Here is a 14,253-nt window from a genome sequence, read left to right as displayed (position 1 = left end):
TGCAAGCTCAGGGTAAAGATCGTTCCTCTCCGTTCGTGAGCGTCGTGCGGCTGGTCGTCGCCGGCGCCGCCGCCGGCGTGCTGACGGCGGCCATCGCGTTGCCCGCCGTGGGCGGCGCGGGCGTCACCGCCAAGACCGCGATGGAAGAGATCAATCTCAAGCCGGAGGACCTCGACGAGCCTCCGCTACCCGAGCGCACCATCCTGCAGGACGCGAACGGCAAGCAGATCGCCCAGTTCTTCTTCGAGAACCGCCAGTCGGTGACCCTCGACAAGGTCGCCCCCATCATGCAGACGGCGCTGATCTCGATCGAGGACTTCCGCTTCTACCAGCACGGCCCGATCGACGTCGAAGGCACCGTGCGCGCCATGGCCAAGAACTTCACCAGCGGCGGCGTCACGCAGGGTGGCTCGTCCATCACCCAGCAGTACGTCAAGCAGGTGCTGCTCAACGCCGCCGAGACCCCCGAGGAGCAGGCCGCGGCCATCGCCCCGACCCTGTCGCGCAAGCTCAACGAGCTGCGTTACGCGATGGCGATCGAGAAGAAGTACTCCAAGAACCAGATCCTGGAGAAGTACCTCAACATCGCCTACTTCGGTGCGGGCGCGCACGGCATCCAGGCCGCGTCCAAGCGCTTCTTCGGCAAGCCCGCGTCCGAGCTCAACCTGGTCGAGGCGGCCACGCTGGCGGGCGCCGTGCAGAACCCGAACAGGACCGACCCGAACGTCAGCAAGAAGTCCAGAGATGCGCTGCTGACCCGGCGGAACGTCGTGCTCGACCGGATGGCCCAGCTCGGCAAGATCACTCCGCAGCAGGCCACCGAGGCCAAGGCCAAGAAGCTCGGCTTCAAGGACACCAAGGTGCCCGGCGGCTGTGAGGTCAGCAAGTACCCGTACTTCTGCCTGTACGTCCAGAACGAGATCCTGAGCAACGAGGAGTTCGGCAAGACCTCGCAGGAACGTCTGAAGCTGCTCCAGCGGGGCGGGCTGACCATCAAGACGACGATCGACCCGAAGATGCAGGAAGCGTCCGAGAAGGCGATCAAGAAGTACGTCAGCACCAAGGACAAGCCCGTCGCCTCCCAGGCGATGATCGTGCCGGGCACCGGCGAGATCAAGGCGATGGCCGCGTCCCGCGACTTCGGCAGCAACAAGAAGAAGAACGAGATCAGCTACAACGTCGTCGCCGACGGCAGGCACGGCGGAGGCGGCGGCTTCCAGCAGGGCTCGACGGCCAAGCCGTACACGCTGGCCACGGCGCTGGAGGAGGGGCTGAAGTACAACGACGGCTTCCCGTCGCCCGCCACCTACCAGGCGCCCGGCTACGGCTCCTTCAAGAACTGCAAGAACGAGCGCGTCGGCGACCCGTCGCACACGGTGAGCAACTCCAGCGAGAGCAGCGAGGGGTTCAAGACGCTGCAGACCGGCACCTGGGGCTCCGTCAACACGTTCTTCCTCAAGCTGGAGGAGCGCGTCGGGCTCTGCAAGGTCGTCAAGATGGCCAAGCGCCTCGGGCTCAAGCGGGCCGACGGCGCCAAGCTGGGCGAGTACGAGACGTTCACGCTCGGCATCAACGAGGTCGACCCGGTCACCGTCGCCAACTCCTACGCCGTCTTCGCCTCCCGCGGCAAGTACTGCAAGCCGCTGGCGATCACCGAGATCACCGCCCGCGACGGCAAGACCACCCAGTACAAGCCCAAGTGCTCGCAGGTCATGGAGGAGGAGGTCGCCGACGCGGTCAGCGGCATCCTGTCGGGCGTGTTCACCAAGGGCACCATGCGCGAGGTCGGCGGCATCGGCAGGGACGCCGCCGGCAAGACCGGCACCACCGACGGCTACACCGCCGCCTGGTTCGCCGGCTACACCCCGAACCTGTCCAGCGCCGTCAGCCTCGGCGACCCGCGCGGCGCGTTCGACCACCGGCTGATGGGCGTCACCATCGGCGGGCGGTACTACCCCTACGTGTACGGCGCCTCGATCTCCGGGCCCATCTGGAAGGCGTCCATGCTGCAGGCGCTCAAGGGGGTGGAGGCGGCGTCGTTCACCCCGGTCGACAGCTCCCGCTTCGGCGGCTGCGGCGACAACTGCGCCCCCAAGAAGCCCGAGAAGAAGAAGGACGACCAGGGCGGCCCCCCTGACCCCAACGACCCGTTCACCACGTTCAACATGAACGACAACGGCAACCAGAGGCAGGACCGCGGACACGGGCGCTGGCGGCGCTGACCCGTCCGCCCCGGTCGGGATCAACCTGCGGACCAGGAAGCGGTGGCGGAACGGCAGGGCACCGAACAAGGCGAAAAAGAAGGGGGCCCCGCCGGTCAAACGACCGGCGGGGCCCCCTTCTGGTGTGCCCCGCTTCCTGCAGGAAGACGAGCGCATCTCCATTGCCGACCGGGTGCGGGAGAAGCGCCTCGCCGAGCTCTTGGCAACCTACGCCTGACATGGCGGACGCAATGCCGCAGCGTGGCCGTGACTTTGTGGCTTGGTGGCGTGACTTACCCGGCGGAATTCGGCGAGCTGTCAGTGGGGCCGATCAGTGGGTACGGCGGCGCGAACGTCATCACGGCATGCCGCACCTACATGGGTGTCTGGTGGAGGAGGACGACGCGCCAGCCCTCGGAGGTCCGGCGGTAGACCGTCGACGCATGCCATGAGGACGTCTCGTCGCCGGTGGTGCTTGTCAGTTTGTAGGCGACCACGGCTCCTGCGTCGCCGAGCGGTTTGACCACAACATCGTGTGCTCGGTTGCGCCGGTCCGGGTTCCCGCTTCCCTTGACGTACATGTCGAGAACCTGCTGCCTGGACACGATGCCGTAGTGCCCCATGGCTACGAAGTCGTCGGCGCAGTACTCCTCGAAGAACCTCTCGTCATAGGCAGCGTCAGCGTCCAGCATCCGCTGCTCGAGTTCTACCAGGGTCTTTTCGATGCCGCTCATCCAGCCAACTCCTTTTGTGAGGTGTGCCGCCCACGCTGCCAGCTGTACCTGACGTCTTCTGGCAGGTACAGCCAGAGATTCTGCGATCTCTGACGAAAGCACTGTCGGCGTGGCGGGCGTCCTTCCCGGAGCGGACCGGCCGCCCTCGGAAGGACACCCACCGGTGACCCATCCCGCTATGCACACTGCCGCCAGCAAATGATCACCTGTGCTGCGACGACCCCTCGAATGCGCCTTCGGCCTCCGGCGGAGGCCTGCCTAGGAGGTGAGCCGGGACCGGACGGCGGCCGCGACGCGCCCGCCCTCGGCCCGTCCGGCCACCTTCGGGTTGACCACCTTCATGACCTGGCCCATCGCCTGCGGCCCCGACGCGCCGGTTTCCGCGATGGCCTCGTCGACGATCCGCCCCAGCTCCTCGTCGGAGAGCTGCGCGGGCAGGTACTCCTCCAGCACCGCCTGCTCGTCCAGCTCGGCCTGGGCCTGCTCGGCGCGGCCCGCGTTGCCGAACGCCTCCGCCGCCTCGCGCCGCTTCTTGGCCTCCTTGGTCAGCACCTTGATGATCTCGTCGTCGGAGAGCTCCCTGGCCTCCTTGCCTGCGACCTCTTCGACGTTCACCGCCGCCAGTGCCATCCGAATCGTCCGGAGACGGACCTCGTCCCGGCTCTTCAGCGAGGCCGTCAGATCGGCCTTCAGCTTGTCTTTCAATGCGCTCATGACGTCCATCTTGCCGTCAACGCGGACGGCCCGTGCCTGATGTCGGGCATCATGAAGAGGTGAGGAAAGCCGTCGCAGTGCCCCTGTCCCTGCTCGGTCTCGGCGTGGCCGGGCTGGGCTACGCCTCGGTCGTGGAGCGCAACTGGTTCCGGCTGCGCCGCTTCGACGTCCCGGTGCTGGAGCGCGGGCAGCGTCCCGTACGCATCCTCCACCTGTCGGACCTGCACCTGACACCGCGCCGCAGGATGCTGATCAACTGGGTCCGCTCGCTCGGCGACCTCGAGCCCGACCTGGTCGTCAACACCGGCGACTCGATCGCCCACGTCGACGCGGTCCCGTCGCTCCTGCACGCCCTGGAGCCGCTGCTGTCGCGTCCCGGGCTGTTCGTGTACGGCTCCAACGACCTGTACGCGCCCAAGCCCAAGAACCCGGCCCGCTACCTGTGGCGCACGTCCAAGAACGACCGCCGTCAGCACGTCCCCTCGCTGCCGTGGGAGGAGCTCGGCGCGGGCATGGCGGCCGAGGGCTGGCTGGACATGAACAACACCACGGCCCGCGTCAAGGTCGGCGACCTGGACGTGGCGGTGGCGGGCATCCACGACAGCCACATCAACCGCGACCGCTACGACCTGGTGGCGGGCCCCGCCCCGGCCGACGCCGACCTCCGCCTGGGCGTCATGCACTCCCCGGAACCCCGCAACATGACCCGCTTCGCGGCCGACGGCTACCAGCTCCTCCTGGCCGGCCACACCCACGGCGGGCAGCTGTGCATCCCGTTCTACGGCGCCCTGGTCACCAACTGCGGCATCGACACGGCCCGCGTCAAGGGCCTGCACCGCCACGACTCCGCCTGGCTGCACGTCTCGGCCGGTCTCGGCACCTCGCCGTACGCCCCGGCGCGCTTCGCCTGCTTCCCGGAGGCCTCGCTCCTGACCCTCGTACCGCGCCGCTGAGGCGGTCACAAGCACCCGCGAAGTCCGCTAGACTTTCCCAAGCACGCGCAAGACGGCGTGCACCGGGGTGTAGCGCAGCTTGGCAGCGCGCTTCGTTCGGGACGAAGAGGTCGTGGGTTCAAATCCCGCCACCCCGACACAGTTTGACCAGGTAGAAGGCCGCTTCCGAAGATCGGAAGCGGCCTTACTTGTGTGCTGAGTGACTAACTGCGTGACTACAGCCCTGGAGAGCTCGGCAACCTAGCCCGATGGGCGCTGGCTACTCTCTCTCCTGGATCGCCTCAGCGGCACTTAGCCTCCCAAAACCTCGCAGCGACATGGATCTTCGTGAAGGCATGACCATGATTCCTCAGCCCGCCGAACCCACCGCCGAGAAACTGCTGGAGATCGCCGACGCCCTGCTCCCCGGCCACTCCCTTGACGACGCCCGGATCACGGCCGGCAACCTGCACCACGTCGTACTCCTCCCGGGAACGGCGGCCGTACGGGTGAACAAGCGGCCGTCGTCGGCTCAGGAGATGCCGCGCCGCATTGAGGTGCTGCGCGAGGTCGCGCGGGCCGGGCTGCCTTTCGAGGTGCCGGAGCCGCTCACACCCGTGACCCGGTTCGACGAGCGTACGGCGGTGGCCGTCTCCTGGGTCGACGGCGAGGAGCAACCCGAGGGGCAGGGCGACCCCGACCAGATTAGGAAGCTGCTGCGCGCTGTACGGGAAGTCGCCATCACCCCACGCCTGAGGGAACTGCTGTACGCCCCGAGGGACAAGGGCTGGGCCGAGCTCCTGGCCGAGCAGGTCATTCCGCGCCTGCCGGAGAGGTGGCGCGACGAATGCCGCGGGCGTCTCGAAGCGGCGCGCGACCTAGATCCCGTACCGGATGCGCTCGTCCACGGCGATCTATGCGGCTCCAACGTCCACTGGAGCAAGGACGGGCAGTTGGTCGGCGTCCTGGACTGGGACCAGGCCCATCTGTTCGATCCCGCCATTGACGCTGCCCTGATGGCCTGGCATGGCTGGGACAATGTCAGGAAGGCCGTGGATCCCGAGACCTACCGCCGCGCCCGGATCTACGACGCCCCGTTCGACGTGGGGCATCTCGTCGGGATCCTCGACGGCCGTCCGCTGACGAACGTCGAGGGGTACGTGCGCAGCATCGTCGCCTGGCTTGAGAAAGACGCCTAAGGGCTCGCACGGATAGGTGACGGGACAAGGGCGTACACCTGGAAGGCCCGCGAGCGAGCGGGGCGCCCGCCAGGGTCCAAGACCTGTGGAGCGGGCCTTGCCACGACCGTCGAGCGGGACCGCCACCCGGTTAGTCACTCTTCGTAACCGGGTAGGTACGTGCCGTCCTGGGCGCAGGTCGCGCCGGACGACGGTTCGTGGAGAGGATGCGCGCTCGTGTGCCCAGCCGCGCCCCAAGCTGTGGGCCCGCGGGTGCCCACCCCCGGCTGAGGACGACGGCCATGCGGTATGCGCGGCTGCTGCGCCACCGGAGGTTGTGCGCCCTGTGGGCGGCGCAGACGTTCTCCGTTGTCGGGAACCGCTTGTACATGCTCGCAGTGGTGTGGCTGGCGTGGCAGACCTCGCGTTCCACGGCCCTGCTCGGCCTCGTCGCCCTGACGGGAGCCCTGCCGTACGTCATCGTCGGCGTCACCGGACGGCGGCTGCTGGCGAGGCTGGCATCGCTGTCCGCCCTGGCCGTCATCGACCTCGCACGAGCACTGGTGGTGATCGCGCTACCGATCTGGTGGGCGGTCGCCGGGCCGGACCTCGCCGGGCTGTTCGTCGTGGCCGGTGTCAACGGGCTGCTGGGAGCCTTGTTCGAGCCGAATCTCAAGGCGCTGCTTCCCGGTTTCGTCCAGCCGGATCAGGTGCGACAGGCGGTGGCGCTCCTGGACTCCGCCGACCGGATCGCCCGCTTCGCGGGGCCCGGAGGGGCCGCTCTCTTGCTGGCGTCGCTGCCCGCGACCGTCCTGTACGTGATCGACGGCGCGACCTTCATCGTGTCGGCGGCGGCGCTGGCCTGGCTCGGGCGGCGGGCAGCCGGCACCGTCGCGGGGTCGGGGGTGACCCCGTCCGCCACGTCGCCGATACGTCCGCTGCTGCGCGCGCACCCGGACATCGCGGGCGCCGTGGCAGTCCACGGCGTGGCGACGCTGTTCACGACGGTCACGATCGCGATGCCGATCCTGGTCACCGTGCATCTGCACGAGGGCGCAGGCACGTACGCGGGCGCTTCGGCGTGCATCGGCGCCGGCGCGCTGCTGGGGAACGTGCTGGTGGGCAACCTGCCTTCGATCGGCCGTTTCCCCGGCTCGTACTGTGGCGCGTGGACCGCCTGTGGCCTGATGGTCGCCTCGCTCGGGATCGCGCCCTCTCCGACGGCGCTGCTCGTCCTGTGCGTGCTGCTGGGGATCACCACGCCGTACATGTCGGTCATCTTGCTGACCCGCCTGTCGGCGTTCCGGCAGCCGGTGCGGCTGCGGCTGATGAGCCTGGACGTGACCGTGGTCAGGGCCGGAGAGACGGTCGGGATGCTGCTGCTTCCCGTGCTGACCGCGGCCGACGTCTCGGCCGGATTCGTCCTCTGTGGCGTGATGACGTCCGTCGTCGCGCTCGGCGGCTGGGGCGTGTCGATGCTGTGGTCCGCCCGGCCCGCCGGACTCGCCGCACACGACCTGTTCGATCTGTGATCGCCCATGGAGAAGAGGGATTGAACGCCGACCGGCCCGCGGTGCCCGCCCGGCAGCGCGAGCCGCCACGGACCCGCTGATGCGCCGAGCATGGCAGCGGGCCCGAGGGCCACCGCGGCTCACCCACCGCCCGACTGGGCCGCGTCGTCCAGTGGATGCGGGCTGAACAGGGCGTACGCGCCGCCACCTTGGGCGCCGTTGAGCAGCGGGCCGGTGTTCGCCCGTGAGGAGTAGCCGATGACCCGCCCGCCGAGCACCGGCACGACCAGATCGTGCAGGTAGGGGGTGCCGTCGCCGGCGTTCAGCACTCCGGCCCGCAGACGCTCCTGGACCAGCCAGCCCTGATGGCCGGGCGCGCTCACCACGCGCTCCCATGAGCGCTGGTCGTGCTCGCCGCCGATGTGCACGTCCTTGCCGTGGAAGCTGTAGGGCGCCTTCAACACCAGCTCCTCCCGCCGCCTGATCACCTCCGCCTCGTCGACGCCGTCACCCAGCTTGCGGCTGTAGGGGACCAAGGTGTCGAGATGAGCCGCGTCGGAGCCGTGGAAGAGACGGCGGAACCGAGGATCGGACAGCGCTGCCAGGCACAGCTTGTTCTCCGCCACCCAGCGCGCTCCCAGCCGGTTGGGCACCACGATGGCGCCCTCGACGAGGCGGGCGCAGAACCGATCCCACTGCGGCACCTCGTCCAGCTCGATGGGGATGAACTTGAAGTAGCCCAGCCGCACGCCGTCGGCACGACCGACCTCGCACGGCCGCATCAGCACGGCCTCGCGCCCGCAGCCGGACAGCTGGCGCTGGACCTGGTCCAGCTCGAATCTGGTGCTTTTACTGGCGTGGTAGAGCCCGATCGGGTGCCCGTTGTCGGGCACGCCGCGCTCGCGGCCGTACTCCAGCAGCCAGCGGGCGAACCAGTCGTGGCGTTCGAAGGGGGCCGGGGGCGCCGCCCAGTCGGCCAGGACCGGGCCGAGCGAGGACTCGCGCCAGAACCGATTGAGCATTCCCGACGAGATCACCCCGCCCGGGCTGCTGGGATTGAACTCGAGTACGCGCACGTCGCCCAGGTCGCTGCCCAGCAGGTCCAGCCGGCAGTAGTCGATGGTCAGCTCCCGCTCGCCGGGCTCTTCCATGATCCAGCGGTGCAGGAGTGGCGGAACCGCCAAGAAGTCCTGCAGCTCGGCGTCGGCCGGATACCGCCGCACCAGCTGCTCCAGGCAGCCGACCACGCCCGTGACCCGGCGGCGCAGCTCGGGCTCGGCCTCGGGGTGCAGCGCGGCCAGCATCGGCAGCACGGGGAACGGCCTGCGTTCCTCGCCAGGCTGGGCTACCTGCATCAGGGATTCGGCCACGACGCGCTCGCGGACCTGCTGCCATGCCCGCCCGACCTCCGGCGCGAGCGCCAGGGCGGCCGCCGAGGCGTCGCCGAGGCGCCGCGCCGGATCCACGAGCGGGACGTCTCCGCCGACCGCCTGCGACGACGCTGTCCCGGCGCCGCGCCGGCCCGTCTCGCTCGCCTCCTGCGTATGCATGCAAGCCCTCCACCTTGGCCACTTCATGTAGTCAATCGACTACTCATGGCCATGGTGCCCTGGCGACGAAGAGGTGAATCCCGACTCCCTGATCGTCTCCACCGGTCAGCCCGAGGTCAGAAGACCGGATGGGATTCCGGATGGGCGTCCCACCATTGGCTGAATGTCGGATTGTCGGCCACATGGTCCTGGAAGGCTCTTGCGAACCCGCGATAGATCGCTGCGGCGACGTCCGCGCTCAGGCGGTCCCTGCGCCAGGCCATGACGAGGCGCGCCACCTGGGGTTCGCCCGCCAGCGGCAGCGCCACCGTGCCCTCCGGCGGAGGCCACGTCGGGTCCACGAGCCGGACACCGTGTCCTGCGGCGACGAGCGGCCGGCCCGCTCCGCTCGGCGCGTCGTAGCGGATGTCCGGTTCGAAGCCCGCCGCGCGGCAGGATGCGCGGAGTGCCGCGAGCGACCCGTCGTCGGCACCTGGCGGGCTGATCCATCGCTCATGCTCCAGCTCTTCGAGCCGCACCGTCGTCCGTTGCGCGAGTGGATGCGCCGCCGACAGCGCCACGAAGATCGGATGCCGCGGGATCAGCGTGCGCATGACGACGGGGGCACGCAGCGCGATCTCCGCTCCTTCGATCATGCCCATGAGCGCCGCGTCGAGCCAGCCGTGGGTCAGAGCATCGGCGAGTTGCGCGGTCGACGGCTCTATCCGCAGACAGACGGTTCGGTCGGGAAGCAGTTCGCTGACCCGGTTGACGACGCTGGCGACGCAGGCCAGGTGGTTACAGCCGAGGCTGAGCGTGGCTGACGGTGAGGTCGCCCTGCGGAGGTCGTCGACGAGCGCGTCGACCTCGTGGAGCACGATCCGGGCGCGGGTGATGACCTGTTGTCCCAGCGGAGTGGGCTGGGCGCCCGTCCGGGTCCGGACGAAGAGGTTGCCCCCCACCCACTCCTCGAGTTGGTGCAACTGGTTGGTGATCGCCGGCTGGGACAACCCCAAGCGCGCTGCCGCCTTGGTGACACTGCCGGTCTCGGCTATCGCGCAGATCATGCGGAGATGTCTCAGGTCGAGGTCCACAAAAAAATTATGTGACATTGCACACGTTTGACTCCATAGCTTCACCGCATGGTCATCCATGAGATTTATGGATCGCCTGATGACTACAGAGCGCTGACCGACCTCACACTCATAGTCGGCCTCACATTCATGCGTACACCCCCCGGAGGTCCTCGTGCGCACGATCACGTCACGCCGACGCCTGTTAGCGCTGTTAGCCGCCTGCGTCGTCGTCCAGTCCCTCGCCTCGGCACCCGCGTACGCGGAAGCCGAGCCACCACCGTCAGTCCCCTCCGCCACCGCCCACGACGGTGCGCCGCACGTCAGCAAGTCACGGCTGGACACGGCCGAGCGCCCCCCGCGCGCAGCCGCCACGGACGCCCTGCGGAGGGACTACGACGAGCCGGCCAAGGCGCCGGAACATCCCCGGCCCTCTGCCAGGGCGCAGACCAAGGCGGCGGCGTCCTGCAACGTCGCCGACTTCACCAGCCGGACGGGAAGCGCGCTGGTGCAGCAGATCAAGGCCAGCACCACCGACTGCGTCAACACGCTGTTCAACCTGACCGGCGGCGACGCCCACAGCGCCTTCCGCGAGGCGCAGATGGCCACCGTCGCCTACGCCCTGCGTGACAACTCCGCCACCTACCCCGGAGACAACACCACCGCCACCGCGCAACTGGTGCTCTACCTGCGCGCCGGTTACTACGTGCAGTGGTACCACCCGACCGACGTCGGCGCCTACGGCCCGGCCCTCACCACGGCGATCCAGTCGGGGCTGGACGCCTTCTTCGCCGCCTCCCGCGCCTGGGCGGTCAGCGACGCCAACGGCGAGGTCCTGGCCGAGGCCGTCACCCTGATCGACAGCGCCGAGCAGAACGCGCGCTACCTCTACGTCGTCAGGCGCCTGCTCGACGGCTACAACAGCTCCTACGACGCCTCGTGGTGGATGCTCAACGCCGTCAACAACGTCTACACCGTCCTGTTCCGCGGTCATCAGGTGCCCGCGTTCGTCAGTGCGGTCCAGTCCGACACCGGCGTGCTGACCACGCTGAGGTCTTTCGCCGTCAATCACCTGGCGCTCCTCGGCACCGACCGCGCCTACCTGACCTCGAACGCGGGCCGTGAGCTCGGTCGCTTCCTGCAGCACTCCGCCCTGCTCGCGACGGTCCGCCCGCAGGCCAAGGACCTGCTGGGCCGCAGTTCCATCACCGGCCCGACGGCGCCGCTGTGGGTCGGCGTCGCGGAGATGACCGACTCCTACGACAAGGCCGACTGCGCCTACTACGACACCTGCGACCTGCAGCAGCGGCTGGCCTCGAGCGTCCTCCCGATCTCCCACACCTGCAGTTCGAGCATCAGGATCCGGGCGCAGGACATGACCGCCGGGCAACTGTCCGGCACGTGTTCCAGCCTCGCCGGTCAGGACGCGTTCTTCCACAACCTGGTCCAGGACGGCGGCCCCGTCGCGAACGACAACAACACGACGCTCGAGGTGGTGGTCTTCGACTCCAGCGCGGACTACCAGACGTACGCGGGCGTCATGTTCGGCATCGACACCAACAACGGCGGCATGTACCTCGAGGGCGACCCCGCCACCGCCGGGAACCAGCCGCGCTTCATCGCCTACGAGGCCGAGTGGCTGCGCCCCGACTTCCAGATCTGGAACCTCAACCACGAGTACACCCACTACCTCGACGGCCGCTTCGACATGTACGGCGACTTCAACGCCGGTGTCAGCACGCCGACCATCTGGTGGATCGAGGGCTTCGCCGAGTACGTCTCCTACTCCTACCGTAAGGAGACCTACGACGCGGCGATCACCGAGGCGGGCAGGCGCACCTACGCGCTCAGCACGCTGTGGGACACCACCTACTCCCACGACACCACGCGGATCTACCGCTGGGGTTACCTGGCGGTGCGGTACCTGTTCGAGCGGCACCCGGCAGACGTGGCGACCGTCCTCGGGTCCTACCGGACGGGCGCCTGGAGCACCGCGAGGTCGTTCCTGACCGGCTCCGTCGGAAGTCGCTACGACTCCGACTGGTACACCTGGCTGGCCGATTGCGCAGCCGGGGCGTGTGCAGGCGGAGGTGGTGGCAACCAGGCTCCGTCGGCGTCGTTCACCGTGACGACCACCGGGCTGAGCGCCACCTTCAGCGACACCTCCACCGACCCCGACGGCACCGTCGCGGGACGGCGCTGGGACTTCGGTGACGGCGCCTCTTCGACCGCGGCCGACCCGTCGCACACCTACGCGGCTCAGGGGACGTACACGGTCAAGCTCACCGTCACCGACGACAAGGGCGCCACCGGAACCGCCACGCGACAGGTCACGGTCTCCGCCGGTGGCGGCTCCACGCCCGAGTGCACCGGCGCCGACACCCGGCAGCTCGACCGCAACTGCAAGCGCAGCAACCTGTCAGCCGGCCAGGGCGACTACGCCTACCTGTACATCTACCTGCCCGCCGGAGTCTCCAGCCTGACCATCACCGCCTCTGGCGGCACCGGCAACGCCGATCTGTACTACAACCAGACGGGCTGGGCCACCACCACCGCCTACGCCCAGCGTTCCGCGTCGTCCGGCAACACCGAGACCCTGACCGTCGCCGACCCACCCGCCGGCTACGTCTACATCAGCCTCTACGGCGCCGCGGGCTTTGCCGGCGTGACCCTCAAGACCGAGTACTGACGCATTACCGAGTGTGCCGGGACCGGCGTGGCCGGTCCCGGCCTCTCCCTTCATCGAGCCCACCGACGACTCGGACTGGTGGGGCCGCTTCCACCATCGGGGCGTTCGTCGGGCTGGGCAAGCTTGGCGCGGGCGGCCACCCGTTGCGACCGGTATGACACGGAATTAACACCTCTCCCGGCAAGCTTCTTCATGACCGGCCGGTCGTCAATGCCCGCTCACTCGGAAAGAGGAACCACATGAGACGCGCGCTTTGCGCCGCCATCGTCGCGGCGGCGGCCTTCGGGGGCACCGCCGCGATGTCCGCTCCGGCCTTCGCGGCAGATCATCCGGACGGCCCCCTGGTCATCTCCACCGGTCAGCCCGTGCCCGTCCTCGACTGCGCCAAGCCCGTCGACGGGCTCGAGGGTGAGGGCTGGCAGGTCATCCCGGCGAGCACCGATCCCGGCGCGTGCCGGCTGCCCAAGAAGGTGGCGTGCCTGGCAGGCCCCACCAAGAACCGCGACGGCGGCAAGTGGCACGTCCGTATTCGCGATGAGCACGGCGAGATGCGGAAGCTCAACATCCGCGACGAGGAGGGCGTCCCGCACAAGCTCAGCTTCCGGCACAAGGGGGATGCCGAGCGCTTCGCCGTGAAGAACAAGCACGCCATCAGGGTGGTCGGCTGCTCCGCCGAGCGCTGATCGTCCGCTAGGGCCGAGCCGGCCCGTGGCGACGAGGCGCAGCCCCACGCCGGGCTGCGCCTCGTCGCCTGCTACCGCAGGGCCTTGTCCAGCAGTGCGGGGATGTCGTTGCGGAGGCGTCCCAGTGCCTGCTGGGGTGAGTCGGCCAGGGCGGCGACGTCGAGACGGCGCCGCCCCAGCGGGCGTTGCAGTCGACGCACAGCATCGCCGCGTCGTCGAGGTGGTCGCCGACGAGGATGAAGTCCAGAGAGCATCGGCCGACGTAGCCGAGCGACTGGAGCAGCCGGGCGAGGGCCAGGCTGCGGGAGCGGAGGCGGGCCTCCAACTGGCGGGGCAGCAACGCGGTGACGCCTCCGCTGAAGCGGGTGCCGAGGGGGTCGGAGAACGTCTGCAGGATGACGCCGTCGCAGGTGGGGTCGCCGTGGTGGAGGGGCGGAATCCACAGGTGGACGCTCGGCGATGCCAGCACCGGCTCCAGCCAGCCGATCACGAGAGGGCCGTCTCCCTCCTTTCCGTCCCAGACGACGAGCGCGAAGGGGTCGGGGTCGAGATCGTGGGCCGTCTCGACCATCCACTGGTTGGCCCGCGCGAACACCTCGTCGCCGGCGACTGCCCGGCCGGGCAGCACGCGGACGTCGGCGCGCGGGAGCAGACGGTGGAAGCGGTCCAGCCAGTCGGTGCCGGGCAGCTCGACCGACCGCCCTTCCAGCTCCTGGACGGGCAGGGCGAGGCAGAGGACGGGGTGGGCGCCCCGGAGGACGGCCTGCTCCGCGCCGATGATGTCGGCGCCGCGCGCGCCTCCAGTGATCACCGTGGTTCCCTGGCCGATCGCCCACTCGTCGAAGACGGCGCTCATCTCGTCGCGGACGCGGGAGGCGAGCCGCTGTGGGAAGCGCTCGGCGGGCCTGCCGGGGGCGTCGACCAGGTGACCGCTGATCAGGAGGGCACGAGGTGATGCCGCCATAGCTGTCTCCCCGCTCGCGCCGGACCACCTCAATGTAGGAAATGC

At 69.1% G+C, this 14,253-nt stretch carries 11 protein-coding genes and 1 tRNA gene; 7 read left to right on the top strand and 5 right to left on the bottom strand.

The window, feature by feature from the left end; genetic code table 11:
* The first annotated feature begins 35 nt into the window (after window positions 1–35).
* Entirely contained in the window at window positions 36–2,222 is a 2,187-nt protein-coding gene (locus ABZ297_RS00520; protein WP_355337109.1) for a transglycosylase domain-containing protein, read from the top strand.
* A gap of 353 nt (window positions 2,223–2,575) precedes the next feature.
* On the opposite strand, the gene ABZ297_RS00515 is transcribed toward ABZ297_RS00520, so the two are convergent.
* Together ABZ297_RS00515 and ABZ297_RS00510 are read right to left on the bottom strand one after the other, a co-directional pair.
* Window positions 2,576–2,935, bottom strand: a complete 360-nt coding sequence (locus ABZ297_RS00515) for a nuclear transport factor 2 family protein (protein ID WP_355337107.1) — start codon at window positions 2,933–2,935, stop codon at window positions 2,576–2,578.
* Window positions 2,936–3,193: 258 nt separating this feature from the next.
* Window positions 3,194–3,649, bottom strand: coding sequence for a GatB/YqeY domain-containing protein (locus tag ABZ297_RS00510; protein ID WP_355337105.1), 456 nt, complete (start codon window positions 3,647–3,649; stop codon window positions 3,194–3,196).
* Between the two features lie 59 nt (window positions 3,650–3,708).
* Between ABZ297_RS00510 and ABZ297_RS00505 the strand changes: the two genes are divergently transcribed.
* The 4 genes from ABZ297_RS00505 (at window position 3,709) to ABZ297_RS00490 (ending at window position 7,291) form a co-directional block, all read left to right on the top strand.
* Window positions 3,709–4,602, top strand: a complete 894-nt coding sequence (locus tag ABZ297_RS00505) for a metallophosphoesterase (RefSeq protein ID WP_355337103.1) — start codon at window positions 3,709–3,711, stop codon at window positions 4,600–4,602.
* Between the two features lie 63 nt (window positions 4,603–4,665).
* Window positions 4,666–4,739 (top strand) — tRNA-Pro (locus ABZ297_RS00500).
* Between the two features lie 198 nt (window positions 4,740–4,937).
* Window positions 4,938–5,780, top strand: a complete 843-nt coding sequence (locus tag ABZ297_RS00495; RefSeq protein WP_355337101.1) for a phosphotransferase — start codon at window positions 4,938–4,940, stop codon at window positions 5,778–5,780.
* 281 nt (window positions 5,781–6,061) lie between these two features.
* Window positions 6,062–7,291, top strand: a complete 1,230-nt coding sequence (locus ABZ297_RS00490; protein ID WP_355337099.1) for an MFS transporter — start codon at window positions 6,062–6,064, stop codon at window positions 7,289–7,291.
* A gap of 119 nt (window positions 7,292–7,410) precedes the next feature.
* On the opposite strand, the gene ABZ297_RS00485 is transcribed toward ABZ297_RS00490, so the two are convergent.
* Entirely contained in the window at window positions 7,411–8,820 is a 1,410-nt protein-coding gene (locus tag ABZ297_RS00485; RefSeq protein ID WP_355337097.1) for a hypothetical protein, read from the bottom strand.
* Window positions 8,821–8,936: 116 nt separating this feature from the next.
* Window positions 8,937–9,893 carry a LysR family transcriptional regulator gene (locus tag ABZ297_RS00480; protein ID WP_355337095.1) on the bottom strand — a complete coding sequence of 319 codons (957 nt, stop codon included), beginning with the start codon at window positions 9,891–9,893 and terminating at the stop codon, window positions 8,937–8,939.
* Between the two features lie 154 nt (window positions 9,894–10,047).
* Between ABZ297_RS00480 and ABZ297_RS00475 the strand changes: the two genes are divergently transcribed.
* Window positions 10,048–12,561: a collagenase gene (locus tag ABZ297_RS00475; RefSeq protein WP_355337093.1), complete on the top strand. Its 2,514-nt coding sequence runs from the start codon at window positions 10,048–10,050 to the stop codon at window positions 12,559–12,561.
* Window positions 12,562–12,800: 239 nt separating this feature from the next.
* Entirely contained in the window at window positions 12,801–13,244 is a 444-nt protein-coding gene (locus tag ABZ297_RS00470) for a hypothetical protein (protein ID WP_355337091.1), read from the top strand.
* Between the two features lie 7 nt (window positions 13,245–13,251).
* Here the strand turns inward: ABZ297_RS00470 and ABZ297_RS00465 are convergent, their stop codons facing one another.
* On the bottom strand, window positions 13,252–14,208 hold the full coding sequence (locus tag ABZ297_RS00465) for a hypothetical protein (RefSeq protein ID WP_355337089.1): 957 nt from the start codon (window positions 14,206–14,208) through the stop codon (window positions 13,252–13,254).
* Between the last annotated feature and the right edge of the window lie 45 nt (window positions 14,209–14,253).

Source organism: Nonomuraea sp. NPDC005983, from assembly GCF_040614375.1.
Classification (GTDB): Bacteria; Actinomycetota; Actinomycetes; order Streptosporangiales; family Streptosporangiaceae; genus Nonomuraea.
This window is presented reverse-complemented; position numbering and strand designations above follow the sequence as displayed.

Coding starts and splice junctions, on each gene's coding strand:
- ABZ297_RS00515 (WP_355337107.1), bottom strand. CDS start 2,935: ATGAGCGGCATCGAAAAGACCCTGGTAGAACTCGAGCAGCGGATGCTG.
- ABZ297_RS00510 (WP_355337105.1), bottom strand. CDS start 3,649: ATGAGCGCATTGAAAGACAAGCTGAAGGCCGATCTGACGGCCTCGCTG.
- ABZ297_RS00495 (WP_355337101.1), top strand. CDS start 4,938: ATGACCATGATTCCTCAGCCCGCCGAACCCACCGCCGAGAAACTGCTG.
- ABZ297_RS00490 (WP_355337099.1), top strand. CDS start 6,062: ATGCGGTATGCGCGGCTGCTGCGCCACCGGAGGTTGTGCGCCCTGTGG.
- ABZ297_RS00485 (WP_355337097.1), bottom strand. CDS start 8,820: ATGCATACGCAGGAGGCGAGCGAGACGGGCCGGCGCGGCGCCGGGACA.
- ABZ297_RS00470 (WP_355337091.1), top strand. CDS start 12,801: ATGAGACGCGCGCTTTGCGCCGCCATCGTCGCGGCGGCGGCCTTCGGG.
- ABZ297_RS00465 (WP_355337089.1), bottom strand. CDS start 14,208: ATGGCGGCATCACCTCGTGCCCTCCTGATCAGCGGTCACCTGGTCGAC.